Annotated in this window: 31 protein-coding genes and 3 pseudogenes; 22 read left to right on the top strand and 12 right to left on the bottom strand. The window is 33.8% G+C overall.

The genetic code is table 11. The features are described 5' to 3' along the window. The first annotated feature begins 46 nt into the window (after positions 1 to 46). The 3 genes from JFU20_RS10105 (at position 47) to JFU20_RS10095 (ending at position 2403) form a co-directional block, all read left to right on the top strand. On the top strand, positions 47 to 703 hold the full coding sequence (locus JFU20_RS10105; RefSeq protein ID WP_002011061.1) for a uridine kinase family protein: 657 nt from the start codon (positions 47 to 49) through the stop codon (positions 701 to 703). A gap of 75 nt (positions 704 to 778) precedes the next feature. Next, positions 779 to 1216, top strand: coding sequence for an NUDIX hydrolase (locus tag JFU20_RS10100; protein ID WP_002011062.1), 438 nt, complete (start codon positions 779 to 781; stop codon positions 1214 to 1216). Positions 1217 to 1665: 449 nt separating this feature from the next. After that, on the top strand, positions 1666 to 2403 hold the full coding sequence (locus JFU20_RS10095) for a class I SAM-dependent methyltransferase (RefSeq protein WP_002011063.1): 738 nt from the start codon (positions 1666 to 1668) through the stop codon (positions 2401 to 2403). Between the two features lie 215 nt (positions 2404 to 2618). Here JFU20_RS10095 and JFU20_RS30695 read toward each other — a convergent pair whose 3' ends face one another. Together JFU20_RS30695 and JFU20_RS10085 are read right to left on the bottom strand one after the other, a co-directional pair. Further along, the gene (locus tag JFU20_RS30695) at positions 2619 to 2750 is read right to left on the bottom strand and encodes a YjcZ family sporulation protein (RefSeq protein WP_201038585.1); all 132 of its coding nucleotides are present in this window, start codon (positions 2748 to 2750) and stop codon (positions 2619 to 2621) included. Between the two features lie 265 nt (positions 2751 to 3015). Next, positions 3016 to 3486 (bottom strand): hypothetical protein, encoded by a 471-nt coding sequence (locus tag JFU20_RS10085; RefSeq protein WP_201038584.1) that lies wholly within the window; start codon positions 3484 to 3486, stop codon positions 3016 to 3018. Between the two features lie 274 nt (positions 3487 to 3760). On the opposite strand from JFU20_RS10085, the gene JFU20_RS10080 reads away from it, so the two are divergent. The 3 genes from JFU20_RS10080 (at position 3761) to JFU20_RS10070 (ending at position 4728) form a co-directional block, all read left to right on the top strand. Continuing rightward, the gene (locus tag JFU20_RS10080; protein ID WP_002011065.1) at positions 3761 to 4150 is read left to right on the top strand and encodes a YflT domain-containing protein; all 390 of its coding nucleotides are present in this window, start codon (positions 3761 to 3763) and stop codon (positions 4148 to 4150) included. 50 nt (positions 4151 to 4200) lie between these two features. After that, positions 4201 to 4401: a CsbD family protein gene (locus tag JFU20_RS10075; RefSeq protein WP_000004264.1), complete on the top strand. Its 201-nt coding sequence runs from the start codon at positions 4201 to 4203 to the stop codon at positions 4399 to 4401. Positions 4402 to 4476: 75 nt separating this feature from the next. Further along, on the top strand, positions 4477 to 4728 hold the full coding sequence (locus JFU20_RS10070) for a GlsB/YeaQ/YmgE family stress response membrane protein (RefSeq protein WP_000522906.1): 252 nt from the start codon (positions 4477 to 4479) through the stop codon (positions 4726 to 4728). Positions 4729 to 4937: 209 nt separating this feature from the next. Here JFU20_RS10070 and JFU20_RS10065 read toward each other — a convergent pair whose 3' ends face one another. Then, the gene (locus JFU20_RS10065; protein WP_002011066.1) at positions 4938 to 5138 is read right to left on the bottom strand and encodes a methyltransferase; all 201 of its coding nucleotides are present in this window, start codon (positions 5136 to 5138) and stop codon (positions 4938 to 4940) included. A gap of 197 nt (positions 5139 to 5335) precedes the next feature. Between JFU20_RS10065 and rsbV the strand changes: the two genes are divergently transcribed. The 5 genes from rsbV (at position 5336) to JFU20_RS10040 (ending at position 8728) form a co-directional block, all read left to right on the top strand. Continuing rightward, positions 5336 to 5674, top strand: coding sequence for an anti sigma b factor antagonist RsbV (gene rsbV / locus JFU20_RS10060; RefSeq protein ID WP_002011067.1), 339 nt, complete (start codon positions 5336 to 5338; stop codon positions 5672 to 5674). A gap of 6 nt (positions 5675 to 5680) precedes the next feature. Further along, positions 5681 to 6163, top strand: coding sequence for an anti-sigma B factor RsbW (rsbW, locus tag JFU20_RS10055; protein ID WP_002011068.1), 483 nt, complete (start codon positions 5681 to 5683; stop codon positions 6161 to 6163). Then, entirely contained in the window at positions 6126 to 6902 is a 777-nt protein-coding gene (gene sigB, locus JFU20_RS10050; RefSeq protein WP_201038583.1) for an RNA polymerase sigma factor SigB, read from the top strand. Before rsbW ends, sigB begins: the two co-directional genes overlap by 38 nt. A gap of 69 nt (positions 6903 to 6971) precedes the next feature. Then, on the top strand, positions 6972 to 7412 hold the full coding sequence (locus JFU20_RS10045) for a ferritin-like domain-containing protein (protein WP_002011070.1): 441 nt from the start codon (positions 6972 to 6974) through the stop codon (positions 7410 to 7412). Between the two features lie 173 nt (positions 7413 to 7585). Further along, the gene (locus JFU20_RS10040; protein ID WP_002011071.1) at positions 7586 to 8728 is read left to right on the top strand and encodes a fused response regulator/phosphatase; all 1143 of its coding nucleotides are present in this window, start codon (positions 7586 to 7588) and stop codon (positions 8726 to 8728) included. Positions 8729 to 8767: 39 nt separating this feature from the next. Here JFU20_RS10040 and JFU20_RS10035 read toward each other — a convergent pair whose 3' ends face one another. The 3 genes and pseudogenes from JFU20_RS10035 to JFU20_RS10020 form a co-directional block, all read right to left on the bottom strand. After that, positions 8768 to 9625, bottom strand: coding sequence for a CheR family methyltransferase (locus tag JFU20_RS10035; RefSeq protein WP_002166216.1), 858 nt, complete (start codon positions 9623 to 9625; stop codon positions 8768 to 8770). A gap of 16 nt (positions 9626 to 9641) precedes the next feature. Then, positions 9642 to 12331 (bottom strand): annotated as a pseudogene (locus tag JFU20_RS10030) (response regulator). Between the two features lie 204 nt (positions 12332 to 12535). Continuing rightward, a pseudogene (locus tag JFU20_RS10020) lies at positions 12536 to 12785 on the bottom strand (hypothetical protein). Between the two features lie 236 nt (positions 12786 to 13021). Between JFU20_RS10020 and JFU20_RS10015 the strand changes: the two are divergent. The 4 genes from JFU20_RS10015 to JFU20_RS10000 all read left to right on the top strand — a co-directional run bounded on the left by JFU20_RS10015 (position 13022) and on the right by JFU20_RS10000 (position 14528). Beyond that, on the top strand, positions 13022 to 13162 hold the full coding sequence (locus JFU20_RS10015) for a hypothetical protein (RefSeq protein WP_002011076.1): 141 nt from the start codon (positions 13022 to 13024) through the stop codon (positions 13160 to 13162). Positions 13163 to 13198: 36 nt separating this feature from the next. Beyond that, positions 13199 to 13729 (top strand): general stress protein, encoded by a 531-nt coding sequence (locus tag JFU20_RS10010; RefSeq protein WP_002011077.1) that lies wholly within the window; start codon positions 13199 to 13201, stop codon positions 13727 to 13729. 166 nt (positions 13730 to 13895) lie between these two features. Then, positions 13896 to 14123: a DUF4028 family protein gene (locus JFU20_RS10005; protein ID WP_002011078.1), complete on the top strand. Its 228-nt coding sequence runs from the start codon at positions 13896 to 13898 to the stop codon at positions 14121 to 14123. A gap of 93 nt (positions 14124 to 14216) precedes the next feature. Beyond that, positions 14217 to 14528: a YbjQ family protein gene (locus tag JFU20_RS10000; RefSeq protein WP_000637510.1), complete on the top strand. Its 312-nt coding sequence runs from the start codon at positions 14217 to 14219 to the stop codon at positions 14526 to 14528. A 629-nt stretch (positions 14529 to 15157) separates the two neighbouring features. Here JFU20_RS10000 and JFU20_RS09995 read toward each other — a convergent pair. The 4 genes and pseudogenes from JFU20_RS09995 to JFU20_RS30565 form a co-directional block, all read right to left on the bottom strand. Continuing rightward, on the bottom strand, positions 15158 to 15463 hold the full coding sequence (locus tag JFU20_RS09995) for a hypothetical protein (protein WP_002011080.1): 306 nt from the start codon (positions 15461 to 15463) through the stop codon (positions 15158 to 15160). A gap of 55 nt (positions 15464 to 15518) precedes the next feature. After that, positions 15519 to 16709: an MFS transporter gene (locus JFU20_RS09990; RefSeq protein WP_002166213.1), complete on the bottom strand. Its 1191-nt coding sequence runs from the start codon at positions 16707 to 16709 to the stop codon at positions 15519 to 15521. Between the two features lie 70 nt (positions 16710 to 16779). Next, a complete protein-coding gene (locus JFU20_RS09985; RefSeq protein WP_002166212.1) occupies positions 16780 to 17460 on the bottom strand; it encodes a FadR/GntR family transcriptional regulator in 681 nt (226 codons plus the stop codon). Between the two features lie 343 nt (positions 17461 to 17803). Next, a pseudogene (locus tag JFU20_RS30565) lies at positions 17804 to 17985 on the bottom strand (hypothetical protein). Between the two features lie 136 nt (positions 17986 to 18121). Between JFU20_RS30565 and JFU20_RS09980 the strand changes: the two are divergent. From JFU20_RS09980 to JFU20_RS09965, 4 genes are all read left to right on the top strand, one after another. Then, on the top strand, positions 18122 to 19339 hold the full coding sequence (locus JFU20_RS09980; RefSeq protein ID WP_002011086.1) for a sensor histidine kinase: 1218 nt from the start codon (positions 18122 to 18124) through the stop codon (positions 19337 to 19339). Next, the gene (locus JFU20_RS09975; RefSeq protein WP_002087211.1) at positions 19329 to 19973 is read left to right on the top strand and encodes a response regulator; all 645 of its coding nucleotides are present in this window, start codon (positions 19329 to 19331) and stop codon (positions 19971 to 19973) included. Before JFU20_RS09980 ends, JFU20_RS09975 begins: the two co-directional genes overlap by 11 nt. 163 nt (positions 19974 to 20136) lie before the next feature. Continuing rightward, positions 20137 to 20571, top strand: coding sequence for a hypothetical protein (locus JFU20_RS09970; RefSeq protein ID WP_002011089.1), 435 nt, complete (start codon positions 20137 to 20139; stop codon positions 20569 to 20571). A gap of 122 nt (positions 20572 to 20693) precedes the next feature. Further along, complete coding sequence (locus JFU20_RS09965; RefSeq protein WP_201038581.1) at positions 20694 to 21092, top strand: Ig-like domain-containing protein; 399 nt, start codon at positions 20694 to 20696, stop codon at positions 21090 to 21092. 66 nt (positions 21093 to 21158) lie between these two features. Here the strand turns inward: JFU20_RS09965 and JFU20_RS09960 are convergent, their stop codons facing one another. Beyond that, the gene (locus JFU20_RS09960; protein WP_000273535.1) at positions 21159 to 21299 is read right to left on the bottom strand and encodes a YflJ family protein; all 141 of its coding nucleotides are present in this window, start codon (positions 21297 to 21299) and stop codon (positions 21159 to 21161) included. Positions 21300 to 21451: 152 nt separating this feature from the next. Here JFU20_RS09960 and JFU20_RS09955 point away from each other — a divergent pair, with 152 nt between their 5' ends. Next, positions 21452 to 21814, top strand: coding sequence for a hypothetical protein (locus tag JFU20_RS09955; protein ID WP_002064091.1), 363 nt, complete (start codon positions 21452 to 21454; stop codon positions 21812 to 21814). 26 nt (positions 21815 to 21840) lie between these two features. Here the strand turns inward: JFU20_RS09955 and JFU20_RS09950 are convergent, their stop codons facing one another. Continuing rightward, a complete protein-coding gene (locus JFU20_RS09950; protein ID WP_201038580.1) occupies positions 21841 to 22026 on the bottom strand; it encodes a YhzD family protein in 186 nt (61 codons plus the stop codon). Between the two features lie 352 nt (positions 22027 to 22378). On the opposite strand from JFU20_RS09950, the gene JFU20_RS09945 reads away from it, so the two are divergent. Together JFU20_RS09945 and JFU20_RS09940 are read left to right on the top strand one after the other, a co-directional pair. Further along, positions 22379 to 23620: a metallophosphoesterase family protein gene (locus tag JFU20_RS09945; RefSeq protein WP_002011094.1), complete on the top strand. Its 1242-nt coding sequence runs from the start codon at positions 22379 to 22381 to the stop codon at positions 23618 to 23620. Then, positions 23617 to 26541, top strand: a complete 2925-nt coding sequence (locus tag JFU20_RS09940) for an ATP-binding protein (protein ID WP_201038579.1) — start codon at positions 23617 to 23619, stop codon at positions 26539 to 26541. The genes JFU20_RS09945 and JFU20_RS09940 overlap by 4 nt, the downstream gene beginning before the upstream one ends. The last annotated feature ends 21 nt before the right edge of the window (positions 26542 to 26562 follow it).

Here is a 26562-nt window from a genome sequence, read left to right as displayed (position 1 = left end):
TAAGATGATGTAAATAAGGGGATATATTAGTAACAGGGGGAGAATAATGAAAAAGTTATTACAAGAAATTATAAATTGGATCAGTATGACCGATGAACAGATTGCTATTGGCATTTCAGGACACGGTGCTGCCGGAAAAACAACATTCGCCAATAAGCTCATAAACCAATTAAATCAAAATAAAGTGAATTATATTAATACAGATCCATACATTGTTAGTTCAAATGTACGAAAGTATACAAATATCCACTATACATATCAGAATGAAAATCATTATGATAAAATGACAGCTTGTCATCCATCAGCCCATCATTTGTCTGCGTTAGAAAGAGATGTTCAAATGGTAAGAGCTGGTTTAGATTTTTATACAATGGATACACATTATATAAAAAGTGAGTTAATTTCTTCGAAAAATAAGGTGACGATTGTAGAAGGAATGAGTGTCGCATTTATTAATCCAAATTTATTTGATTTGAAAATTTACTTCTATACAGATGGAGAAACAGAATTAATGAGAAGGTCTAGCCGTGATATTATTGAAAGAGGAGCCGATATTAATTACTTAAGGAAGTCTCATGAAGAACGTCGGATTCAGTATGAAGTGTTTATGCATCCGTATAGTCAACGTTTCGATATTATTATCAAAAATTCGAATGAAACAATATGTTTAGAAAAAAATACATTTGAGTTTTATAAAGTTTAAATGCAAATACTTTATTTATTAAAATAGCAAGTTAGTGAATAAATTGTTCATATTTTTTCGGAAGGAGATTAAGCAATGAGAGCGCCGTATCAAGTATTGATATTTCCTTATATAAAAACTGATGATTCCATTCAATATGCTATTTTTAATCGAAGTGATTATGGTTATTGGCAAGGAATAGCTGGTGGTGGAGAAGATGATGAGACTCCTATTGAATCAGCAAAACGAGAAGCGTTTGAAGAGGCTGGTATTACAAGAGAAAGTCCATATATAAAACTAGATTCTGTGTCTTCACTACCAGTAGAGGATGTAGTTGGTGAATTTCTTTGGGGTGAAGATGTTTATGTAATAAAAGAATTTTCTTTTGGAGTTAAAGTTCCTACAAAAAATATTAAATTATCTAAAGAACACTTCAATTATAAATGGCTGTGCTTTGAGGAAGCCGTAACGCTTTTAAAATGGGATAGTAATAAAACGGCTTTGTGGGAATTAAACAAAAGGCTGTTAAAATAATTAAAGTGTTAGTTAACAAAGCCGATAGTGGAGCGAGAATTAAACAACTTAAAAAAGCTTTGCTACATTACCTATGTAGCAAGGCTTTTTTCTTAGCGTACGAAATCGTGTTTTGTTGGCGGTACCCCGCTAAGAGTATGCAAGATTTTATACAATTTTTCTGCTAATCCAATAACAAACGAGAACCCTAAAACCGCGCTAGGATAGAAATGTATAAAAAATGCATAGATCCATAGAACAAAAAAAGAAGATTTACTTGTGAGATTAGGGTTCCTCCTTATTCTTGCTACCGATAATGGGACGTTATGTTAACCTAACATGTATAGGATATACACTGTTCCTTATTCAACTAAATGGCAGGTTAGTTGAATTGTATTTTGGTTAATATAGGAATTTTTTGGATGCCCCTAGAATATAAAAAATATAGATTGTATTATAGGAGGTATATAATGAAACAAAACATTTATGATAATCCGTTTTTCTTTAAACAGTATAAGTCATTACGTGAAACTGGATTTACCTTTAATGATTTTGTTGAACAGCCAGCAATTAAATCTATAATTGCTAATCTTACAGATAAGTCTGTATTAGATTTGGGATGTGGAAATGGTCATTTTTCTATGTACTGTGTAGAAAGTGGTGCCTCGAAAGTTATAGGAGTGGACATCTCAAGAAATATGATTGAACAAGCTGAAATGTATAACAAAAACGAAAAAATAGATTATATGTGTGTACCAATAGAAGAACTTAATTTGCCAAATCAAAAATTCGACTTAATAACAAGTTCTTTAGTTATACATTACATAGAAGATTACTCACATCTAATTAAGAAAATAAGAGGTCTGTTAAAAAATGATGGTGAATTTATCTTTTCAACAGAACATCCAATAGTAACAGCTCGAAAGGAAATGAATAATTGGTTTAAGGATAATAATGGAAACAGATCGCATTGGGCATTAGATAATTACCAAGAAGAAGGAAAAAGGGAGGAACATTGGTGGATAGATGGTGTTGTTAAATATCACAGAACAATTTCAACATTAATTAATACTCTTATAGACAACGGTCTTGTAATTGAGAAAATTATTGAGCCAGAGTCAACTCCAACAGGATTAGAAAAAATGCCAGAATTAATAAATGAAAAACGGAGACCATCTTCTATTATCATTAAATCAAGAAAATATTGAGATTGAACCCTCGTTGATTACCTACTGGCTTTATTTTTAAAAAAGAGTAAAATCCATAAGATTGTAAAGAAATACACTTAAAGTAACGGGTGCTTTAATTGAGCAAGAAACTAAGAATTTTTAACTTCCGCTTTCGATAATTATGTAAATAAGCTGTCCATATGGGCAGCTTATTTTATTTTTTGTTTAGCAAGGGGATCTTTTCCGATAGTTTTTTAGCAGAAGCAAGCAGCTCCAACTATGATTAATAAAATAAACAATACAACTAATAAAGCAAATCCTCCAGCAAATCCTCCAGCAAATCCTCCAGCGAAGCCACAGCCGCCACAACTACCACCAAAGCCCATAACAGTTCCTCCTTTAGATAGGAGGGGGAAGACAAAGGTTCACTCATGTGTTTTAACGGATTCAATTTACTTTATGCATTTATGAATGGAGCAGGTCCTTTTGAAAATAAAGAAAAGACACCTTATAAGGTGTCTTCCTTCGATTTGAAACATTTTAAGTTTAATAATATACGGTCTCGCCACTGACCTATTAGGCTGAAATTTTATAGTGTTTCTGAACAAAATTTTGTGCTGATTTTGAATCCTTAAGTTGATGGGGATCCTTTTACGTTTTATCATTTTTAAAAAAATCCTTCATTATCTTAGCGCCTTTAATATTCACCGTCACAGCTTCTACTTTATCTTTCTTCTCATCTTTAGCAATCGTAATTTGTTCCTTATTATCAACCCACACAAGAAACTCTTCTTTTGAGTCATCTTTATATGTAACGGTTATAGTAGAATGCGCAGATGCCCTCTTTTTTTGATCTAGTGTGATTGTTTTCGGTGTTCCTTTTTGGACTACTGAAGCGATTGATTGTATCATTTCCTCGTTATCTGTTTGAGATTTGGAACTAGTATTACTTGTTGTTCTAAGCATCTCAATGTTGGTAATGTCTGCAGAGTTTAATTGAATGGCATTTTTCGTATTTTCTTGCTTAGTTGTTGGAGTATTATTTGTAGTAGAAGTGCTTGTACAGCCTATTAAAGTTAAAGATAGAACACTTAGAGCACATATGTAAGTGATTTTTTTCATTTTATCTCCTCCTCTAGTTTAATTATAACAATATTCCGTTAATTCAGGTAGTTATTGTAAGAAGATAATGTTGTAAATCGTAGGGAGACATGTTTACTAGTTTTAATGATGTTCGTATGAATAATATGAAGCGTATATATGAAAAATATGCGGTTCATTCTCTATCAAAATCAAAATTCACATAACTTTTTTCATATTTTATGTTTAACATTTCGAAAATGGGTGTATTACATATAATATAACAAATAATTCATTCTAGAGGAGGAAGTTAAAGATGGAAACGAAGTATAGTAAACCTTTTGTATATGAATTTATTACGGAGAAAGAGGTCATGAATGCGGCGAATGATCTAGTGAAGAAAGGAATAGACCAAAAAGATATTTACGTATTAACACATGAGAAAGAAAGGACAGATAGAATCGCAGACAATGCAGACGTGAATACAATTGGAATAAAAGAGGAGGGACTTGGGACAAGCATTATTAACGTCTTTCAAAAAAAGGGAGATCAGTTAAGAAATAAGATGCAAGAGTTAGGACTTAATGAGGAAGAAGCTAACTTTTATGAAGAAAAACTGGATGAAGGAAAAATCTTGTTATTCGTTAAGGATTTAGAAAGAGTCGGTGAATGGTTACAAGAAAGAAGATGCACGTATTCTATTTAAATTCATACTCTTTAAATCTACAAATCTATTACGAAAAGGAGATTGGAAATATGAGTGAGAGCGGGCTAAAAGAACAAATTACTGGTAAAGTTGAAAAGAAAAAGGGACAAGTAAAAGAAGGAATTGGTGAAGTTACAGAAGATAGAGAGTTGAAAAATGAAGGGAAGTGGGAGAAGACGAAGGGAACTGTAAAAGAAAAAGTCGGAAAAGTGAAACAAAAGATAAGTGATGGATTGGATAACAAAGAATAATACATGTTTATCAAGCTTTGGTTAAACGCCAAAGCTTGATAAACCCATTATAAAAATAATATAGGAGGTCTAATTGTGGGACTTATTATTACGTGTATTGTAGGTGGACTTATTGGTATGTTAGCTGGAATGATTACAGGAAAAGACTTTCCTTTAGGTATAGTTGGTAATGTTATTGCGGGATTAATCGGATCTTGGGTAGGTAGTGCCTTATTTGGTCACTGGGGTCCTGAATGGGGAGGTATTTTTATTCTTCCAGCGTTATTAGGTGCAATCGTCTTTATTTTAATCGTTACATTCTTTTCTAGAATGCTACGGAAAGCATAAGCATTATAATGAATAGTAATCTTAAGTTTATTATATATAGCTATAAAGTTAATAAACTGATAAATATACATAAAAAAGCATCCAGTTAAAATAATTTGGATGCTTTTTTTATGTAATCTGTATGAAGGTTGCCCGCAATCTTCAGCTTTATTCAATAAATAATCAGTGAGGATGAACCCACTGATTGAAATTACACTTTATATTAGGTATTAAACCATCGTTACTTTTTTACAATTATTTATTCTTACGACCTGCCTTGGCTCTATATGAGATAAGTCGTCGGTATTACCTATATCAACTACAATTGTATTCGTTAGTATGTTAATAATGGAACCAATTAATTTTGTAGCATGATCGTGTCGATAAGAAAATTGAACAAAATCTCCCTTTTTAAAATTGTGCTCTTCCATAGATAGATCCCCCTAAAAATAATGTTTATACATTATACATACACAAATTTATAAGGTTTAAACATTTGGTAGTATTTTTTTTAGTGTTAAGCTGAGAAAGGTGTAGAAAATTTTTTTATAATTAAAATGAAAAAATATGTTTAAAACTAATTTTTATGGGTAATTAAATAGTAGTAGTTTGAGATAAGGGGGCGGAAATGATGAATTTGGCAATAAATATTTTGCAAAATGATTTAGGTTATACAGTACAACTTAATGGTGAGATTGATGCGTATACGGCATCAGATTTAAAAAATAAGGTAATGCCTATTGCAAGTGAGAAAGAGGTTTATATAGTAGTAGATTTTAATAAGGTAGATTATATGGATAGTACAGGTTTAGGCGTTTTTATAGCGCTATTAAAAGCAATTAAGAAAAATGATGGAAAACTAGAGTTTATTGGTGTATCTAAAAGGTTAAAAAGATTATTCGATATTACAGGACTAACAGAAATATTAAATTTGAATTCAGATTTTGAAAAAGTAGAAAGAAGGTGACTAGGGATGATGGAGAAATTTGAAAAGATAGAAATGAAAATTCCTGCAAAAGCAGAATATGTAGCTATTATTCGTTTAACAATGGCTGGTGTTGCGAATCGAATGGGATTTGCTTATGACGATATAGAAGATATGAAAATTGCTATTAGTGAAGCATGTACAAACATTGTACAACATGCATATAAAGAAGACGTTGGAGAAATTACAATTGTCTTTGGTCTATATGAAGATCGATTAGAAATTATGGTTGCGGATAATGGGGTTAGCTTTAATTTTAGTACCTTAAAAAGTAAAGTTGGTCCGTATGATATTAATAAACCAGTAGAACATTTGCCGGAAAATGGTTTAGGTTTATATTTAATAAATACGTTAATGGATGATATACAAATTATGCATGATGAGGGCATGACAGTTTTAATGACAAAATATATACAAAGAGAGCAGGTGGAGAATGATGGAAATCCAATCTCAACCTACAAATCTTACTAAAGAAGACGTTATTAAACTAATTGCAGAATTCCAACAAAACCAATGTGATGAAGCACAGGAAAGATTGGTTAATCATTATAAAAATCTCGTATATTCAATTGCATATCGCTATTCAAAAGGTGGGCCGATGCATGAGGATATTATACAAGTAGGGATGTTAGGGCTCTTAGGCGCAATAAGAAGGTATGATTATTCGATAGGGAATGCTTTTGAGCCGTTTGCAATACCTACGATAGTAGGGGAAATAAAGAAGTATTTACGTGATAAAACTTGGGGCGTTCATGTTCCAAGGCGAATTAAAGATTTAGGCGGGAAAATTAAACTTGCGATAGAGGAGCTAACAGATCACCTACAACGTTCACCGAAGATTATAGAGATTGCGGATCATTTAGGACTATCCGAAGAGGAAGTTTTAGAAATTATGGATGCTAAAAATAATTATCAAGTATCTTCTTTAGATGATGTAGTTGAAAATTCATCTGATGGAAGTTCGGTAGCGAGAATTGAATCTGTAGGTGAAGTAGAGCAAGGATATGAACAGACAGAAAGACGTCTCGTTTTAGATGATATTTTTAACGTATTAAATGATACGGAAAAGAGTGTTATTCATTGTATATTTGGAGAAAATTTAAATCAAAAGGATACAGGGGAACGGTTAGGTATTTCACAAATGCACGTTTCTCGTATTAAAAGACAAGCGATAAGTAAATTGAAGCAAGCGGCGTTTTTAGATACATAAAAATTTTAAATAATTATGTTTAAAACATGAGAAAAGGGGTAGTTATTAAGTATAGGAGGAGATATTAAAATGTCACACGATGTGAAAGAACTAATCGAAGGATTGAATGAAGATTTAGCAGGAGAATACTCGGCAATTATAATGTATAACCATAATGCAGCTACGGTTTCTGGTATATATAGACAAGTGTTAAAACCTTTCTTTGAATCTGAAATTAGTGATGAACAAGGACATGCCCTATATTTAGCGGAGAAAATTAAGACGCTAGGTGGTACACCTACTACGATCCCTTTACCAGTGAAACAAGTAGAAGATGTTAGAGAAATGTTAGAAGCAGCTAGACAATCAGAATATGAAACAATTAAGCGTTATGAAACGAGAAAAGAACAGGCAGCGAAATTAAATATGACAGAGTTAGTTGTAAAGTTAGAAGATATGATTGCAGATGAAACAAATCATATGGAAGAATTAGATCGCCTTTTAAATGACAAAGCAATGGTGTTAAATTAAAAGTGGAAATTTATAGAGTGAAAGAACAAACTCTCATTTCTAGGGGGTTTGTTCTTTTGCTGTGTAAATATGTTTGAGTAGGAAATTTTCATTTTATAACTGAGTATGCAATACTAGAAAAATAGAAAATGATAATAGATTTACATTTTAAATAAGAAAAGGGGAAATAACTTGTGTCCATTTTAATTGTCGATGATAATCCGGTTAACATCTTTGTAATTGAAAAAATTTTAAAACAAGCCGGATATCAGGATCTTGTATCGCTGAATTCTGCACAAGAGCTTTTCGAATACATCCATTTTGGAAAAGATTCTTCCAGGCATAATGAAATTGATTTAATACTATTAGATATTATGATGCCTGAAATTGATGGACTTGAAGTTTGTAGGCGATTACAAAATGAGGAGAAGTTTAAAGATATTCCTATTATTTTTGTAACAGCTTTAGAAGATGCGAATAAATTAGCTGAAGCGCTTGATATAGGCGCAATGGATTATATTACGAAACCGATAAATAAAGTTGAATTGTTAGCGCGTATGCGTGTAGCATTACGCTTGAAATCGGAATTAAATTGGCATAAAGAACAAGAAGAAAACCTTCGTAATGAATTAGATTTAGCTACACAAGTACAAAGAAACTTATTAAGTAGCCCATTAAGAGAAGATCATATAAAAATTGAAGCAAGTTACTTACCTTCATTCAAACTAGCTGGAGATATGTATTATTGGTATAAAATCGATGAAAATCGCTACGGTATTATATTATTAGATGTGATGGGACATGGTATATCTGCTTCATTAGTTTGTATGTTTATCTCGTCTGTATTACGTGAATCGATTAAATGTTTAATCGATCCAGAACTTGTCATTAAAGACTTAAATAAATATATGACTCTTTTACATAATGAGAATGACAATATTCCATATTATTTTACAGCGATATACTTAGTAGTTGATACAGAAAAGAGAACAATTGAATATGTAAATGCAGGACATCCTTCTGGGTACGTTTTAGTTGATGAAGCGAGTGTAGTGGAACTAAATCGCGGGAGTTGTGCGGTAGGATTTTTTGATGAAATAAAAGTTGAAAAGACTGTTATACCTTTTGAGAAGAACGCTCAAATAGTATTGTTTACAGATGGTGTGCTTGAAGCAATTGCAAATGATGAATTTGAGTCTGAAGAGAAATTACGTGCTTTTACAGAAAGAAAATGGGGAGATTTAGAAGAAGAGATAGAAGGATTTTACAAGGAAGAACAGAAGAAAACACAATCAGATGATATGTGTCTAATTATGATACAAACGAATGCGAAATAAAAAGCGTATGAAATCCAAACATAGGATTTCATACGCTTTTTATTGTATTTTTTGATAGATTTGTTCGTTAGGATTAAATTGGATATAATGCGGCATTATATCAGAAAAACGAAGAGTTTCTTTATTTCCTAAACATAGGAATCCATTGTGGCCTAAACTTTCATAAAATAGTTGCTGTACTTGGTTTTGAAGTTTACTCGTAAAGTAAATTAAAACGTTACGGCAAAGTATAATATGAAATTCGTTAAAAGACTGATCAGTTACTAAATTATGTTGCGCAAAAATAATGTTTTGTAACAGGGATGGATTAAAATAAGCAAAACGACTATCTGTTGAATAATAGTTAGAAAATGCTTGTGTACCGCCAGCTTGTAAATAGTTTTTCGTATAAGTTTGCATTTTATTTAACGGAAGGATGCCTTGTTTTGCTTTTTCTAACACATTTGTATTCATATCTGTTGCGTAAATAACAGCTTTTTCACTTAATCCTTCTTCGTGAAGTAAGATGGACATTGATAACACTTCTTCACCAGTTGCGCATCCAGCATGCCAAATTCTAATTTCAGGATACTTTTTTAATTCAGGAATAACATGCTCTCTTAACGCTTTAAAAAAAGTAGGGTTACGGAACATTTCAGTTACATTAATGGAGAAATCATTTAATAACTGTTCTAAAAACCCTTCCTCATGAATTACTTTTTCAATTAACTTTGAAATGGTAGGGATATTAGAGAGCTGCATTCTATTACAAATTCTTCTATAAATAGATGTGCGAGCATATTGGCGAAAATCAAATCCTGACAGTTTAAATACCGCTTCCAATAGTAATTCAATTTCTAAGTTCGTACGCTTATCCATATCTACGGATGGATCAAAATTATAATACTTATTTTCCACTTAAACTAAACCTCACTTATTTTATTAACCATACACTCATTACCGAATAGAGTTGATGTAAATTTAATGGTTTACTTATATAATCTGAAGCGCCAGCAGATAAACATTTTTCCTTATCATTTGGCATTGCTTTAGCAGTTAATGCGATAATAGGTATTTCATGGAAACCTAAGTTCATTCGGATATGTTCCATCGTTTCATAACCGTCCATATTCGGCATCATAATATCCATTAAAATAAGGTCAATATTTGTATTGTTTTTTAGTATTTCTAAACACTCTATGCCGTTTTGTGCAGTAATAATGTTGGCATGTTGTTTTTCTAATGCGTTTTGCAATGCAAATATATTTCGATGATCATCATCGACAATTAAAATAGTTTTCTCTTGGAAGACGTTATTTGTTTCTGGCGTCACGATAGTTTCCTCAATAACTTCAGCGGGAATAACATCTTCTATCGTTGCTGCAACTTCTAAATTGGATACTTGTATATCAGTTAACCCATTTGGAAGGTTAGGGATATATACGGTGAAAGTACTGCCTTCTCCTACATTACTCTCTAACGTAATCCAACCACCTAATAATCTAGCAAACTCTTTACAAATAGATAATCCTAAGCCTGTACCACCATATTTCCGAATCGTTGCTCCATCTGCCTGTTGAAAAGCTTCGAAAATAAGTTGATGCTGTTCTGTAGCGATACCAATACCAGTATCTTTTACTGAAATTGTAATCCAATCATTACTTATAGACTGCATTTCATTACTCAAATTGGTTGTTTCTATCGGATCGAAATGTAAAGAGACGGATCCTTTTTCCGTGAATTTAAATGCATTGGATAATAAGTTTTTAATAATTTGCTCAATCCGCTTTGCATCTGTATAAAATAAATCAGGAATAATATCACTGTCTTCAATAGTAAATTCGACATTTTTTTGTGCAGCTATATGTAAAAAGTTTTGATGCATATTTGCTGCCATGTCACTTATGTTCGTTGCTTCAAAAATAACATCTAGTTTCCCAGCTTCTACTTTAGATAAATCTAGTATGTCATTAATTAAAGTAAGTAAATCTTTCCCTGATGAATGAATGACGGTTGCTAATTCAATTTCATCATCGGATAAATGATTATCATGATTTTCTCTTAACATTTCAGATAATAGTAAAATACTATTTAACGGTGTGCGTAATTCATGTGACATATTTGCTAGGAATTCTGATTTGTATTTTGAGCTACGTAATATTTCACTTGCTTTTTCTTCTAATTCTGATTTAGTAATTTGTAAGTCAGCTGTCTTTTGCTCGGCCTCTTCAGTTCTAGACTCTAGTTGTTCATTCGTTGTTCTTAATTCTTCGGCTTGCATTTGTAGTTCTTCAGCTTGCGTTTGCAATTCTTCTGATTGAACTTGCAACTCTTCTGTCATTGCTTGTGATTCATGTAAAAGAGTTTGAATTCGCATACGTCCCATAATACTATGGATGGTTAGACCTAGGTTATCAACGGTTTGTTGAATTAAATCTTGATGTAAGTCTGAAATCTCAGTTACACTTACTAACTCCATTACTGCGATCACTTCATCTTCAAATAAGATAGGGACGACTAGTAGGTTTTGAGGGCGTATTTCTAATAAGCCGCTAGTGACATAACGAAATTCTTCTGGTATCTCTCGAAGAATAAAGCTTTGTTTTTCTAAAGCACATTGCCCAATTAAACCTTCACCCATTTTAATGGATTGTTTTCCAATATCAGCACCTTGATCAGCGAAAGAAGCTTTCTTCACATAGTAGACAGTTTCTTCAATTTCTTCACGTACATAGAATGCACCGCAAGAGGTTTGCGTTTTTTGTATAACTCCACTAAGAATTTTTTTACCTAACATCTCAATAGAAGGTATACCTTGATACATTAAAATTAATTCTGCAAGCTCGGTTTGTAACCACTCTCTTTTAGATATTTCGTCTAGTAGGTGGTTTGTTGTATGAGCAAGCTCTTTTATTTCATCCCGCGTGTTTACATGAATTCTTTCAGTAATTTTTTCTTTAGAAGAAATGGATTTAATAGCTTGAATTACGTTTTTAATCGTTTTTGTAATGGAATTCGAAATATAGAGTGAAATGATAATAGAAATACAAGAAAGTAAGAACAATAAACTGTATAACCAAATCTCTAATTTATTATTTTCAGTATCTAATTGTGCAGCTCTTTTTTCGTTAGTTGCTCCTCTACACCACGGAAGTTAGTTAGCTGCGATTGTAATGACTGAATTTGAGTCGTGTCGATTGCTTGTATGTTATTACTATTATGATTTGTAATTAATGGATGAATCTCTTTATTAATCCAACTATTAATATTTTCGTTAATCTGTTTTAATTTTTCTTGCTGAGAGGGGTTATCCTCTAATAGAGCCAAAAGATCTTGATAATGTTTTTCGTAATCCTTTTCCGCAGTGTTCAGGGATTGCACGTAATTTGCGTTATTAGAAGTAATAAATCCTTTCGCTTTATTTTCAATTGTTAGCAATTCTTTCTCCACTTGATTCGTTAAATTAAGAACTTTAAAATCGTGATCAATAATAAAATTACGAGATTTTTGTAAATTGGAAATCTCATTGTTTAACATAATGAAAGAAATAAGTAAGAACAAAATCATAACTAAATAACCAGCCATAATTTTGTAGCGAATACTAAATTTTGCTTTCGATTTCATTAAAAATTCCTACCTTCAAGGTTATTCAAAGTTTTCAATTGTAAAGAATGAAAAACGTAATATATATTATATCAGTTTTCATAAGGCCAAACTAGAAATCCCCCTATTGTATAAGGGGGTCTCGTTTTGAATAGAGGAAATCATTTTGAAATATAAACATATATGAAAAGTAACAATCGAGGGAATCGGGGGATAATAAAACTTTTAAGAAGGAAAGAGTGTGCTTAAAGCTTTTTTTGCATCTATTCCTTCAAAGATAAATAATACAAGCTCTCTTTTTTACAGTAAGGAAAAAGGATATTAATGTGCTTAAGCTTTTAATAGAAGTAAGTGTTCCGTGTTTACTTATAAATAGATTAGTTTGAAATGTTGTCATTAAAGCATAAAAATGATGAATCTGCGTTATTGTAGGTGTTTCATTATAAAGAATAGTAGTAGATTGGATTGCATTCATCGAAATATTCCTTTCCATATAGTAAGCATAACAATATAAACATACCCGTTTTAAAAAATGTTAAACATATAAATAAGAAAAAATATAATTATAGTTTTTTAGGTTTAGAAAGGGTTACGAAGGGTATACATATACTACAAAGAGATTGACTGAAGATGAATTGTAAGATTTCTATGTTTAGTAGATTAGTCTATCAAAATATACTTTTACTTTAAATAAAAAGGAGTCTGGTATACATGAATGAAATGATGATTGATATTACATTTGATTTAATTTACTTGTTAAGTAGTTCGCTTGTAATGCTTTTACTATTCGCTTTTTTCGTAAATGGTTATGTTAATAAGAAGGTTAGTGTATACAGAAATGAAGAAAGATAAAGATACATTATATAAAACTTTAGGAGGTTAATAGTTATGGATGTAGATAGAAAAATAGTAGGTATTTTTAGAACAATTGATGATGCGGCATTCGTTATTAATGAATTAAAAGATAAAGGATACTCGGCGGGTAACATTTCAGCTATTGCGAAGGATCAAAAGGAAATTGAACATCTGGAAGAAAAATCGGGTGAAAAAGTGAATAGTGAAACGGCACATAAAGCGGATATCTTTTCAGCGACAGGGCTTGTGGCAGGAGGAGTAGCAGGCGGACTCGGTGGTTTATTAACAGGTCTTGGTATACTTGCCGTTTCTGGAATGGGTCCAATCGTAGCAGCGGGACCTATCGCAGCAGCTATTGGAGGAGCCGGTATTGGCGGAGGAGCTGGAAGTTTAATAGGAGCATTTATCGGATTAGGAATTCCCGAAGAACATGCTAAGAAATATGAAGAATACATTTACGATGGAAATATATTAATTTTAGTAGATGCAAAATTAGATGATAAGTTAGAAATCTATAAAATATTTGATAAGCATAATGCCTATAACTCTGATTTCTTTAAATAATATTTACTTCACATATCAATTATGCAAAATGTAAACATAGTGAATATCGTTTTTTGATCTTACAACTTTGGCGCGGCCGAGGAGTCGTATGACTATAAGAGAGGAAGGGCTTATAGTAAAAGATCAAGTTCTATTCTGTTATTTAAAAGGGAAGAGGTGTCTTTTCGTGATTGTAAAAATATTAAAGGATAGTAGTAATAGTTTCCTTTGCACAGTTCAAAATAAAAATGGAGAGAAGTATGTGAAGAAATGGTTTAGTAAACATGAAAACAAGGAAGAGTTAGGGCGACCAACTTTTAAAGAAGTAGAAAAGGATTGGAGAGAAAATAGAGAATCATTTGTGTATCCCGAGATTAAAGCGCTTCATTCTTACAAAACTGTCACATTCATGTAAGGTAATTGAATAGATTCGTTACTTTTTTCATGTCATAATAAAGACATAAGAAAGTTAATCAAAAAACTATAAGTTATTAGGAGAGTGTCAGTCATGATTGTAACAACAACGTCTGGAATCCAAGGTAAAGAAATTATTGAGTATATTGATATTGTAAATGGTGAAGCTATTATGGGTGCAAATATTGTTCGTGATTTATTTGCTTCAGTTCGTGATGTTGTCGGTGGCCGTGCTGGTTCTTATGAAAGCAAGCTAAAAGAAGCTCGTGATATCGCGATGGATGAAATGAAAGAACTTGCAAAACAAAAAGGTGCGAACGCTATCGTTGGTATTGACGTAGATTATGAAGTTGTTCGTGATGGAATGTTAATGGTTGCTGTAAGTGGTACAGCTGTACGTATATAATTAAATAAAAAACAGGCTCCCCCCTTGAAGTTCATGCTTTGAGGGGATTTTTTTGTTTCATGATTAAAGTTAAAATGAAGAAGAGTTGATGGCGTATTATAAGTACAAAAAATAAGATGATGGCGAATGTACTGGCTCGCTAAAATGATATAACCGCTTAAAGGATAAGCTGAAAAAACTATACTGTACATATGTTTAAAATAAGCAAAACGTTATTGTAAAAAATGCTAGGATTGCTCCTAGCATTTCGTGAGGGGGTATTGCACGGGAATTTAGATAATAAGCAGACGTACCCGCTTATTTCAAATGTAGTATATATTGTTTTCAAGGAGAAAAGTAAGAAATACAACAATCTTTATATATGTTTAACGAGAGTGTTAACTTTATGATAAATAATAAAATTGTTATTTGGGGTAAGGAGAGAATGAGTGATATGGATAACTTTAAAGGTGGTTAAGAGGAATTTACAATGAAAACAAAAAAGCGGATATACAAAAGAGGGAGGAGAGGAAAATCAATAAAAAAGGTGTATAGGATGTGAAAGGTAAGGTGATAGTGTTGATGCAAAAATAAAGGACAGTACATATTGTATATGACTACTATGTACTGTCCCGATGATTCTTTTTGGATTATGAAAAGTTGTTTCCTGTCTTGCTATAAATTTCATAGGCGAAATAACCAAATAAATAGCCTATTCCAGATCCTAAACTAATGGAAAGTAGTGAGGAATCCGGAAAAAACATACCGAAAATCAAACCAATCATACAGCCAACAAGCATTCCCATAGGTATTAAACTATCTAATAACAGTTGAGCTTTTTGAGATTTTTTCTTACCTAATTTTCCGTTCTTATATTTATGTTCCAATCTTTTAATTACAAATACTACAATTCCACCAACTATTACAACAGGCGCGATTGCCGAAATGAACCACATGTTAGAAGCTCCTTTCGTTTTTAATTAAATTATACCATATATTAACATTTAAAATTTAAGCGGAGACAAGATCTTCTGCATTTCTTTTCCTTTTATTCATGACTAAAGTTAATAGGAATAAAATGAAGCTTAAAAGTGCCATTATAATAAAAACTTGCGTATAGCTATTAAAATAATCACGAGCGATTCCTGCTAGGACAGGAATGAATCCGCCCATAATATATCCTCCTGACTGCATCATAGCAGTCCATGCACTCGCATCTTCTGAAGTTTTTGTTTCATATAGCGGTAGCATGAGAGCGAGTGGGAATACGCCGCCGAGCCCGATACCTAGTAAAATAGAAGGGACCCATGGTGTGGTTAATGGGTAAATCATAAGCGATAAACCTACGAGTACAAAGCATATACTTCCTAATAACCAAAGTGCTCTGTTTTTATAAATATCCGCTAATGTTGGAATTAAAAAGCTGCATATCATTTGAATCACTGTAAAAACAGTTATAAGAGTCCCCGCTTGTTCGCTACTCACACCCATACTTTGATTTGCCGGCGCAAGCCAAGTCGTAATGGAATAAAAGATTCCTGATTGTATCCCGAAAAAGATTGTGAACAACCATGCTTTTTTATTTCTTAAAGGTAAGCTATTATTCTTTTTATTTTGTGTACTCGTATTCTTTTTTCGTTTCATAACGGGATACCAAAATATAATAGCGATAATAGTAAGTACACCCCAAAAAGCGAGTGCCATATTCCAATCGTCTTTTAATACATGTTGTAAAGGAATCGTTAATCCTGCACTTAAAGAAGCACCAGTTCCCATACCTACTGAATATATGCCAATCATTAAGCCGATTTTCGTAGGGGATTTTTCTTTAATAAACCCTGATAGTAACGGGCCTGCAAGTGCAATTCCAATACCGATAAATAAAGAGCTTGTGAATAATGTAGAAATGGAAAAGGTAAAAGCTCTCATGCATGTTGCCAAGCCAATTAAAATAAGACAAGCCATAATTGATTTTTCTGCCCCGTATTTCCTAATTACCTTCCCAGTCAGTAAGGCGAATGTCCCCATACAAAAAACAGGAATAGCTGTTAAAAAGCTAACGGAAAAATTGCTTATATTTAAGTCTTGTCGGATTGTTTCTAATACAGGTGAAACAGATGTAATTCCGATACGTAAATTAATAGAAACAAAAAATAGTGCTAGTATATACAAATAAGTTCGTTCTTGATGTTTCAATTTCATTTTCTCCTCTCTTAAACATCAGATATTATTGAGTATATCATCTGATGTTTGTATGTAATAGATAAGGAGCTTATTTCAGCTCCAAATTTTGAACGGCGTATGTTCGTGCCTCTTCGGCATTTTGTTTAAAAATAGCTTGGAATAACTTTTCATGAATGTCAGAGTTATCTTCATAGTCCACTGTATTTAATATGAGTTGGCTTAAAATGTGGCGAAGGGCAGGTACGAAAGATTGATACAAATCAAGTAGAACTTCGTTTTTGCTTGCCTTTGCAATGGCTAGATGAAACTGAATGTCTGCATCTATGTATGCTACATAATTACCTTCTTGAAGGGCATGTTTTCTTTTATTCAAATGTCCTTTTAAGTATAAAAGATCCTCGTCGCTTCGGCGCTGTGCCGCTAACATCGCTACTTCTTTATCTAACATATTTCGTGCTTCATACACATGATTTATATTAGCTGCTTGCAGTCGTTTTTCAAATGAATCTTGCGTTGTATTTAGTGAGACAATACGAGTACCTTGTCCTTGTCGAACTTCTAATATGCCAGCATGTACTAATATCTTTATGCTTTCTCGCAATGTTGAACGTCCTACTCCTAACTCTTCCATTAATTGCGGCTCTGTAGGGAGGCGATCGCCAACTTCATACTCGCCAGAAAAGATTTTCTCTTGTAGACGTTCTAGCACTTCATCGACTAATTTCCGCCGAGAAACTTTTGAAAAAGATTTATTTTCGTTCATATTCATCTGCTCATCTCCTGTTATATTCGCTTTTATAATAACCAATTTAAGTTCGGTTGACAATGTTATTTTTTAGGTAGTTGAAGCCGGGATTCTAAAATAGGGTTTATAAGACATAAAAAAATCTATTTTGAAAAAATCGATTTCTCCTGAATACATAGTAATATAAGAAAAAGACGCCCTTGTGAGCGTCTTTTTCCAACTTGAGATAGATGTATCATTATTGTTCTGCTAGGTGACATAGTTCTCGTATAAAGTTTTCTCACACAAATGATCTGTGTATCAATTTGTTTTTGATATACAGATCATTTGTATGATAATTCTTATAAATAATTGCTGAATGATAACCTTACATGAATGCTTTTAAAAGCTCTTGAACTAATGGAATTACTCCACCTACAAAGTTTAAAACTGCCATTGCGATTTCCATATGATTGCCTCCTTTAGTAGTAAGATGTAATAAATCTTTATAAACTCATTATAGTAAGCGCTTACAAAAACATCAATGCATTTCGATATGCAATAATTCATATTTGTATTTGGTAATGAGGATGAAGAGGAATAAGTGACTTATCCCGCTATTTGTGGGAGTCGGGCTGTATGTAAAAGCCTTCACTTTATCAAAATGTAAGCTGTATCTTGTATAATATAATGGTGGAGGTCGAATATGAAAAAAATAAATTCAAATATAAATTTGGATAAAAATGTATTGGAAGCGGTATTTATTCCAAGAAGGTTTATTGTTTTATGGATTACACTCGTATATATAGCTTCAATGCTTTTAGAATTTCGTAATAGTATTCTCTCAATGGATAGTTTCTTCTTTACAATAGTCATTGTTATTCATACTGTTTTTCATTGGTATGCTAGTTCATTAAGGAATAGGCAATTGTTATACTTCTTTTTTGTACAACTTTTCATTGTGTTTTTGGCTGCATTTATTGTACCAAATGCTTCGATAGCAATTTTTGTTGGATTAACACCTATTTTAATTGCCCAAAGTCTATATGTTTATCACAATATATTTAAAGTAATAGCAGTTTTTACTCTTATGTACGCCATATTTTGTACTGCAATTAGTATCAATTATGGTGTGAATAAATTAGCTATTCTTATCTCTATGTTTCTTTTAGTGTTAGCAATTATTATTCCTTTTTCTTATATTAATAAGCAGCAATTTGATGCACGTAATCGTATACAGAGCTATATTCAAGAGTTAGAGTCTGCATATATGAGAGTGGAAGAATTGACATTAGCTAATGAAAGGCAGCGTATGGCAAGAGATTTACATGATACGTTAGCGCAAGGTGTAGCAAGCTTAATTATGCAATTGGAAGCAATAGATGCCCATATGCAAAAAGGGAATACAGGACGCTCTCAAGAGATCATGAAACAAACTATGATAAGAGCGAGACAAACTTTACATGATGCAAGGTTGGTTATTGATGATTTGCGTCATACTACTAATTCATTTAATGAAGCAGTAAAGGAAGAGGTTCAGCGTTTTTCTGAAGCTACGTCCATACATGTGAGACTCACTATCCAAAGTCCACCGTATATTTCAAGCGTAGTAAAAGAGCACTGTTTATATGTAATTAGTGAATGTTTAACGAATATCGCAAAACATTCACAGGCAGCAGATGTAAATTTAAATGTTGAATATATCGATGATTTTGAAAAACTTACTATTGAAGTTGAAGATAATGGAATTGGTTTTGACACTAGATATATCGGTAAGAATCCTGGACATTATGGTTTAATTGGTCTAAATGAGCGTGTTCGATTGATTAAGGGAGAAATACATATATTGAGTGAAAAGATGAAAGGTACGAAAGTGTATATTCAAGTGCCTATAAATAAAGAAGGAGATAGCCATGAAGCATAACGTATTAATTGTAGATGATCATTTCGTTGTAAGAGAAGGTCTGAAATTAATAATAGAAACGAGTGATTCATTTCAAATTATAGGTGAGGCTGCAAACGGAGAAGAAGCCCTTTCTTTCATAGAAAAGAAGAAACCTGATGTCATTTTAATGGATTTGAATATGCCTAAAATGAGTGGTTTAGAAACAATTGAGGCTTTGAATGAAAAACAAAACCATACGCCGATTATTATATTAACTACTTATAACGAAGATGAATTAATGTTAAAGGGAATTGAGTTAGGGGCAAAAGGATATTTGTTAAAAGATACGGATCGTGAGAATTTATTTCGAACATTGGAAGCGGCTATTCGAGGTGAGATTTTACTACAACCAAATATTATGGAAAAGATAGTGAAGTATAAAAGGAAAGAAGTACATGCTGATAAGGTTGCAGAAAATAACTTAACGGTTAAAGAATTATTTGTGCTGAAAGCTATTGCGCGCGGATATAAGAATAAAGAAATTGCATTTGATATGGGAATAGCTGAGCGAACGGTAAAAGCATATTTAACAAATATATACAATAAATTAGGTGTTAATTCACGGTCAGAAGCAGTAGCTGTATCTATTGAAAGGAAGTTAATTCATTTTTAAAACATTATATATGCCCAATCGTACATTATAGGCTTGCCCTTTTGTACGATTTTTTTATTTCTTTCTCGTGTTATGCTTCAGAAAGTATGAGAGATTTAAGAACAATCTAATTGCATTACAATTATAGACGTTTCTAATGTAGGAAAGGAAGAAGAATAATTAAATGGAAACTTTGCTTTTAATTCCTGTATTAATTTTCTTTATTTGGCTGCAAAGCAAACAAAGAAAAATAAACTGGATAGATATTATAACTTTTCTCATGATGATAGGGAGTATTACTTATACGGCGCCGCAACCAATAACTAGGGATTTACAAGCAGAGCTACTGGCAGTTACGCTTTTTTCTTTTGCTATTGGTGTTTGGCAAGGTGGGGGAATTACAGTCTGTTATGAGGATGAAATTTTATATATTACAAATGGAAAACAGTATTCCATTTCATGGATTCTCTTAATAATTGGCAACATAATTATTATTAATATATTTGAAGGTGGATTTACATTTAATGGATCGTGGTTTCTTTTGTGTGGTGTTGTCATTACATCTGGGGTGAAAAACAGTATTCTATGTGTTCTGTACAAATTAACAGTGCGAAATTGAATGGAAAACCAAAGCTGTTTTCTTTTACCCCAACATAAAACGTATTGCTGTAAGTTCATTAAAAGACCGTAGTTGATAAAAAATGAGATGGAAGTATTGGAAGAATGGGGGAGTTAACGTAGATGTTTCTACCTATTACTACATTTGATAGGTTTAGTTGGCTGGGGAATGTTGCTTTCTCTTCAGAAAAGACTAGTAGGAATCGAGCGCTATCGAGGGCTGAAGAAAGAGATGTTAATTTGTGTAATAAGAACTGTATAGGTTCAGTTAATAATATGCATCAAAAAATAACGATAGATTCTGTGGAATATGATGATAATTGTGTATTGGGCCGTGCAGAACCTCATTCAACAATTGTCATAACGAGTGGCGATATGTATGTTGGAAGCGGACCGGTTAATAAGTATGGAGAATTTAAAATATATACAAATGATTATCTGGAAGAGTATTCGGTAATAGAGATTCAGTTGATAATGGGCGGTTTCTATCAAGGAAGTATAACGGTAAAGTTAAAAAGTTAAGGTATGATGATTTCCTTTTTATTTAGTAAATAAAAAGGAAGCAACCGTAGTCGCTTCCTACATCTATTAAGCCGAAGCTTTCTTCATTCTCTCAAGTAAACTAGATAAAATATGTGTACGATACGATTCTAGTTTTTTACCTTCGTAAGTACGAATCCCTAATTTTTTAAGTTCTTTTACATACCAACCTTTGCTTCCGAAATACATGTGATCGCTCCCCTTCAACTTTGTTTATTTGTCCTGATTGTACTTGGAGGTACGGGTAATATAATGAAGGAAATGAATTTCGCGCGAAAATGGTTAACTTTGTTGCAAAAGACATATATACTAAGGGTAGTATATAACGAGGTGGGCAAGACGTGATTATAGAGAAGCACGAAATTCAAATTGACCAAATTACGAGCGGTAAAGTGAATATCTTTACTTTCTATCGAAATAGAAAGCAAGTTGATGATCATTTTTTACGATTGCAAGAACCATCGCTTACAGCAAACTACTTCTTCCATTTTCATTTTGATGCAGAGAGCTTGCATCTTCTGCAGGAAGAGTTTCCGGGCGTATATCCGTACGACCGTAGTGACACGATTCACGACTGGACGGAAAAGATGAAAGCGGAATTGCAACATCAGATCCAAACAGGTAAATGGAATAAACGCGTACGTATCGGTAATCGCATTCTAGATGTGGTGTTTACGTGGTGTGACGAAGATATAGTAGAGTGAAAAAGAAGCGGATGACGCTTCTTTTTTTAGCGCTGGAATAAAACGAGCTTACCTGCAGAAGATGTGCAGCGATGTGTTTTTTCGTACAATCCTTTTTCTTGTAAAATAGATTCACCTTTTGTTTTCGCTTCTTTTTCAGTTGCTGCCTCGAATGATTCATCTAATGCTTTTGAACCATCTTTTTCAAAGACTGTTAGAACGTATACTCCCATGAAAATTCCCTCCAATAATTAAAATCAGAATCTTATAACTATTTTGGCATAAATCACTAGAATATGCAAAGAAATATATGACATTGCGTGTTACAATAAAGTGAAACTTTAACTAGTGGGGAGTCTTTTCATCCCCACTAGTTATTAGTTGAACCAATCGGGTATTTATGGGCAGTTTACTTTCAGATTGGCTTCTTTGCCTACTGCCCGTTAATACGGGGTAAAGTGAAACTTTAATCAGTGGGGGATTTTTTATTTCCTGCTTATTACTAGTTTTCAACAATTGAGCATTTATTGTTTGTGTTCATGCGGATAAGATGAAACTTTTGAACTATAGAAAGGATCGTTATTTGTGAAACAAGTGAAGTTTATACATGCGGCTGATTTGCATTTGGATAGTCCGTTTAAAGGGATGGAGATGAATGTACCACAGTCTGTTTGGGAGAGAATGAAGCAGAGTACGTTTGAATCGTTCGAGCGTATTGTTGATAAAGCGATTCAAGAGCGCGTTGATTTCGTATTACTAGCTGGGGATTTGTATGATGCGGAGACGAGAAGTTTGAGAGCGCAAGTGTTTGTGCGTGAGCAAATGAAGAGACTTTCGCAGTACGATATTCCCGTTTTTATTATTCACGGTAACCACGATCATTTAGGGGGAAGCTGGGCAGCAATTGAGTTTCCGGAAAATGTTCATGTGTTTACGGAGCCTTATGTGGAAGAGAAGTCATTTTATAAAAATGGTGAGCTTGTAGCTTCTATTTACGGGTTTAGTTATTTGCAGCAAGCGGTAACGGATAATATGACAGCGCAGTATACGAAAATGAGTGATGCGCCTTTCCATATTGGAATGCTTCACGGAAGTGTGGAAGGGGATGCAGAGCATAATCGCTATGCACCGTTTCAAATTCGTGAGCTGAAAGAAAAGCAGTTTGATTATTGGGCTCTCGGCCATATACATAAACGTGAAATTTTATCAGAAGAGCCATACATTATTTATCCAGGTAATATACAAGGGCGTCATCGTAAGGAAACAGGGGAAAAGGGTGCGTACCTTATTGAACTCACGAAACAAGGATCGCATTGTTCGTTTTTCCATACGGCGGATGTTGTGTGGGATGAGATTGAAGTTAGTATCGATGGACTTGAAACCGTTGATGATCTTATGACGAGCGCGTCAACTGCGATGAATGAATGCAGAAGAGAAGAGGAAGGCACGCTTTTAACTGTCGTATTTACAGGGCAGGGGCCACTTTCTCCTTATTTGCGTGAAGACAAGCGCGTGGAAGAGATTTTTCATATTTTAGCAGCTGGCGAAGAGCGAAAAGACTTTGTGTATGCGATGAAGTGGAAAAATGAGACGGTTTCTTTTGCGGAAATTGAACGTTTGAAAGAAGAAAATCATTTCGTCGGTAGTGTGCTGAAAGAGTTAGAAGCTTTCACAAATATGGATGGAGTATTGCGCACGATTTGGACATCTCCTGTAGCACGTAATAGTATTGAAGCTTTTACGGAAGAAGAGAAGAAAGAGATTCAAAAGGAAGCGGAAAATATTATTTTAGAGCAATTATTCCAGCAAGAGAGGGATAAAAAATGAGAATTGAAAAACTCCATATTTATGGCTATGGAAAACTAGAAAATGTGGAAATGGATCTGTCATTGCTGACGGTGTTGTACGGTGAAAATGAAGCGGGGAAATCGACAATTCGCTCGTTTGTGAAAAGTATTTTGTTCGGTTTTCCGACGAGAGGACAGCGCCGTTATGAGCCGAAAGAAGGCGGGAAGTACGGCGGGGCGATGACTGTTCAAACAGAGAAGTACGGCCGTTTGAAAATTGAACGATTGCAAAAGACGGCAGTAGGCGCGGTGACCGTTTATTTTGAAGACGGGAAAACTGGCGGCGAAGATATTTTAAACGATATATTAAGCGGTGTGAATGAAAGCTTATTTGATTCTGTTTTTTCATTTGATATGCATGGTCTTCAAAATATTCATCAGCTTGGCGAAGCGGATATCGGTAATTATTTATTTTCGGCAAGCGCAGTCGGAAGTGATGCGTTATTGCAGTTAGATAAAAAGTTAGAAAAAGAAATGAATCAGCGTTTTAAGCCGAGTGGTCGTAATCCTGAAATTAACGTGTCACTGCAAGAGATGAAGAAAATTGAGGAAAAGATGAAAGAGTGGCAAGGGAAGATTGGCACGTATGAAAAACAGGTCGAGCAGTTAAAAGAAAGTGAAGAGAAACTTGCTTCTGTTCGTGCGGAAAAAGAGTCAGCCGAAAGACGAAAGCAAGACTATGAAATATTAGCGGCGCTTGAGCCTCTCGTTATTGAAAAGAGTGCGCACGAGAAAGTGTTAGAAAACGAGAACGGGCAGTTTCCTGTAAACGGAATGGCGCGCTATGAGGCGGTAAAAGCAAAGATAGAACCGCTCCAAGTACAAGTAGATTCACTTCAAAAAAAGATAGAAACAGTGCAATCAGAAATTGATTCCACAGAAATAGATGAAGCATTTTTACAAAAAGAAAGTTACGTAGAAGAACTTCGTATGCAGCATATGTCTTATGAAAATGCACGCCAAGAAATGCGTGATATGACGGGAAGTATTGCGAATATAAAAGAAGAAATCGCAGAACTACAGCAACAAATTGGAGCCACTTTTGAACAAGAGACGGTTCTTTCATTTGATATAAGTTTAGCGACGAAAGAATTAATTACGCAAACGGTGCAAAAAGCGAGAGAGTTAGAAACGCAAAAAGCACAACTTGATGATCGTTTTAAAACAGCTCAGGAGCAATTAGAAGAGCAAGAAGAAAATATAAGACAAATCAGCCAGCAAATGTTAGCTGATGAAGAAAAAAATACGTTAGTTGAGAAAGAAAAATCATTTCAGGATGCGGCATTTTTAGGAATGGGCGCAGAGAGAATGAAGCGCAAGTATGAGGAAAAAGCAGGGGCAGCTCAGCAAAAGAAAAAACAGTGGCAAAGAATTTGTCTTCTGTTACTTCTTATTAACACGCTTGTTTTATTCACGAGTCTATTTATAGATAACCGCGTGCTGTTATTTATTAGTGTGATTGTTTTTGTAGGGATTGTTTTAGCACTCGTTTTATATAAAGATCCTTCGGGTGGATTACAAGAAGAGCTTCTTACTCTTCAGCAAAGTGCTGGCGGGCGTCAAAGTGAAGAAGCGATGTCTGTTCGTTATCAGTTAGAAAAAGATGAAGAGATTCGAAAGTTATTTGAGCGAGAGTCTTATAAATTACAACAAATGGAACGTGCTTATGATAAAGTCGTTTCATCTTATGAAGAATGGGAGAGAGAAACTTTCCAAATAGGAGAACAAGTAGATGCGTATAAAACGCGCTATATGTTCCCTGAATTTTTTACATATGCGCACATGTTGCCAGCGTTTGAGCGGATTGAAAAAATGCAGCAATTATATCGTGAGCTAGATAAACAAGGCGAGCGGAAATCTTCATTATATGAAATGATTTCGCACTTTGAGCATAAACTAGAAACTGTTATCGGTAGTAAAAAGTATAGTAATTTGCATGAGGCGCAAAGTCGTATGCAAAATGAAAAAGAGAAGCGCCAAACTTGTAAGCAGCTGAAAGAGAAGCTGGCGGAATGGCAAGAAGAATATGAGTTCATGCAAGAGCAATTAAAACAACTACTAGTAGAGCGAGATGGGTTATGGCATATCGCAGAATCTACAGATGAAGAGATGTTTTTAGAAGCAGGAAAATTGGCAGAGAAACGTGAAGACGCGGATAAGCAAGTGGGGCGTTTATTACCTCAAATTGATTTGTTAGAACAGCGCTTAACGAGTTTGTCATTAGCTGAGCATTATGAGGCTGACGGTTATGATGAAAAATTAAAGCAAGAAATCACAGCCGCGCAAAGCTGTCTGGCAGGGGAGAAAGAACTGACAGAGCGTATTGCGAAGCATCGAATAGAAATTGCGAATTTAGAAGAAGGCAGTACGTATGGTGATTTGCTACATGAGTGGGAAATGAAAAAAGCGCAAGTGCGTGAACAAGTGAAGAAGTGGGCTGCATATGCGGCCGCAAAGACAGTGCTAACGAAAACGAAGCAGTATTATCATGAAGTGCATCTTCCGCGTATTTTACAAAAATCCGAAGAGTATTTCGTGTATTTAACAGGCGGGAGATATAGTAAAATATTCTCACCGTCAGAAGCGGAACCGTTCATTGTCGAACGTAACGATGGTATGCGTTTTTACAGTCATGAACTAAGCCAAGCGACAGCGGAGCAGTTATATTTATCATTGCGATTCGCGCTAGCGAAAACGTTTGAGCATGACTATCCATTTATTATTGATGATAGCTTCGTACATTTTGACGCGGTAAGGACGAATCGAACGATTGAACTTATAAAAGAAATTGCGAAAGATAGACAAGTTATCTTCTTTACATGCCATGCGCATTTATTAACGTATTTTACAGAAAATGAGATTATAAAATTAACACGTAAGCGTAAAGAAAATGAGTTGTAGTATGCTATACTAAAAGTAACT

It is taken from the genome of Bacillus sp. TH30 (genome assembly GCF_016650875.1).
In the GTDB taxonomy this organism is placed as follows: domain Bacteria; phylum Bacillota; class Bacilli; order Bacillales; family Bacillaceae_G; genus Bacillus_A; species Bacillus_A mycoides.
This window is presented reverse-complemented; position numbering and strand designations above follow the sequence as displayed.

What these genes read in the sequence shown, in the direction of transcription:
- JFU20_RS10105 (WP_002011061.1), top strand. Translation starts at nt 47, where the DNA reads ATGAAAAAGTTATTACAAGAAATTATAAATTGGATCAGTATGACCGAT.
- JFU20_RS10100 (WP_002011062.1), top strand. Translation starts at nt 779, where the DNA reads ATGAGAGCGCCGTATCAAGTATTGATATTTCCTTATATAAAAACTGAT.
- JFU20_RS10095 (WP_002011063.1), top strand. Translation starts at nt 1,666, where the DNA reads ATGAAACAAAACATTTATGATAATCCGTTTTTCTTTAAACAGTATAAG.
- JFU20_RS30695 (WP_201038585.1), bottom strand. Translation starts at nt 2,750, where the DNA reads ATGGGCTTTGGTGGTAGTTGTGGCGGCTGTGGCTTCGCTGGAGGATTT.
- JFU20_RS10085 (WP_201038584.1), bottom strand. Translation starts at nt 3,486, where the DNA reads ATGAAAAAAATCACTTACATATGTGCTCTAAGTGTTCTATCTTTAACT.
- JFU20_RS10080 (WP_002011065.1), top strand. Translation starts at nt 3,761, where the DNA reads ATGGAAACGAAGTATAGTAAACCTTTTGTATATGAATTTATTACGGAG.
- JFU20_RS10075 (WP_000004264.1), top strand. Translation starts at nt 4,201, where the DNA reads ATGAGTGAGAGCGGGCTAAAAGAACAAATTACTGGTAAAGTTGAAAAG.
- JFU20_RS10065 (WP_002011066.1), bottom strand. Translation starts at nt 5,138, where the DNA reads ATGGAAGAGCACAATTTTAAAAAGGGAGATTTTGTTCAATTTTCTTAT.
- rsbV (WP_002011067.1), top strand. Translation starts at nt 5,336, where the DNA reads ATGATGAATTTGGCAATAAATATTTTGCAAAATGATTTAGGTTATACA.
- rsbW (WP_002011068.1), top strand. Translation starts at nt 5,681, where the DNA reads ATGATGGAGAAATTTGAAAAGATAGAAATGAAAATTCCTGCAAAAGCA.
- sigB (WP_201038583.1), top strand. Translation starts at nt 6,126, where the DNA reads ATGATGGAAATCCAATCTCAACCTACAAATCTTACTAAAGAAGACGTT.
- JFU20_RS10045 (WP_002011070.1), top strand. Translation starts at nt 6,972, where the DNA reads ATGTCACACGATGTGAAAGAACTAATCGAAGGATTGAATGAAGATTTA.
- JFU20_RS10015 (WP_002011076.1), top strand. Translation starts at nt 13,022, where the DNA reads ATGAATGAAATGATGATTGATATTACATTTGATTTAATTTACTTGTTA.
- JFU20_RS10010 (WP_002011077.1), top strand. Translation starts at nt 13,199, where the DNA reads ATGGATGTAGATAGAAAAATAGTAGGTATTTTTAGAACAATTGATGAT.
- JFU20_RS10000 (WP_000637510.1), top strand. Translation starts at nt 14,217, where the DNA reads ATGATTGTAACAACAACGTCTGGAATCCAAGGTAAAGAAATTATTGAG.
- JFU20_RS09995 (WP_002011080.1), bottom strand. Translation starts at nt 15,463, where the DNA reads ATGTGGTTCATTTCGGCAATCGCGCCTGTTGTAATAGTTGGTGGAATT.
- JFU20_RS09990 (WP_002166213.1), bottom strand. Translation starts at nt 16,709, where the DNA reads ATGAAATTGAAACATCAAGAACGAACTTATTTGTATATACTAGCACTA.
- JFU20_RS09985 (WP_002166212.1), bottom strand. Translation starts at nt 17,460, where the DNA reads ATGAATATGAACGAAAATAAATCTTTTTCAAAAGTTTCTCGGCGGAAA.
- JFU20_RS09980 (WP_002011086.1), top strand. Translation starts at nt 18,122, where the DNA reads ATGAAAAAAATAAATTCAAATATAAATTTGGATAAAAATGTATTGGAA.
- JFU20_RS09975 (WP_002087211.1), top strand. Translation starts at nt 19,329, where the DNA reads ATGAAGCATAACGTATTAATTGTAGATGATCATTTCGTTGTAAGAGAA.
- JFU20_RS09970 (WP_002011089.1), top strand. Translation starts at nt 20,137, where the DNA reads ATGGAAACTTTGCTTTTAATTCCTGTATTAATTTTCTTTATTTGGCTG.
- JFU20_RS09965 (WP_201038581.1), top strand. Translation starts at nt 20,694, where the DNA reads ATGTTTCTACCTATTACTACATTTGATAGGTTTAGTTGGCTGGGGAAT.
- JFU20_RS09960 (WP_000273535.1), bottom strand. Translation starts at nt 21,299, where the DNA reads ATGTATTTCGGAAGCAAAGGTTGGTATGTAAAAGAACTTAAAAAATTA.
- JFU20_RS09950 (WP_201038580.1), bottom strand. Translation starts at nt 22,026, where the DNA reads ATGGGAGTATACGTTCTAACAGTCTTTGAAAAAGATGGTTCAAAAGCA.
- JFU20_RS09940 (WP_201038579.1), top strand. Translation starts at nt 23,617, where the DNA reads ATGAGAATTGAAAAACTCCATATTTATGGCTATGGAAAACTAGAAAAT.